Below are 363 nucleotides of genomic sequence, written 5' to 3'. Positions count from 1 at the left end.
GGCAGATAGCTGCTTGCTTGGATAGACTCGGACGCGCGCCACCCGTCTAAAAGGGAGGGCGGTGAGGCTGTGGGCGTCTGTTGAGAGGCCAGCGTTGCAAGGGTTTTTCGATGCTTGCTGCGAATGCGCGAAGCGTCAAAAGCAACGACGCAAGACGATGCGTAAGCTCCCAAAGGCCGCCCGCGCGGCTGGCCGGGAGCGGGCCGCGCTAGACCATCCACCCCACCCCTTTGTTGACGAGAACGCAAGCAAACCGTTCTCCCCAGCGGTCGAGAGATTGCGGCTGAATGAGCCTGGCACGGCGGTCCCCCGGCGAGTGCGGGGAGTCGATAAGCCCGAGGGAATCTGAAGGAACCGCCGAAG

The organism is Achromobacter maghribensis (assembly GCF_057334215.1).
Note: the sequence above shows the minus strand (reverse complement) of the source record.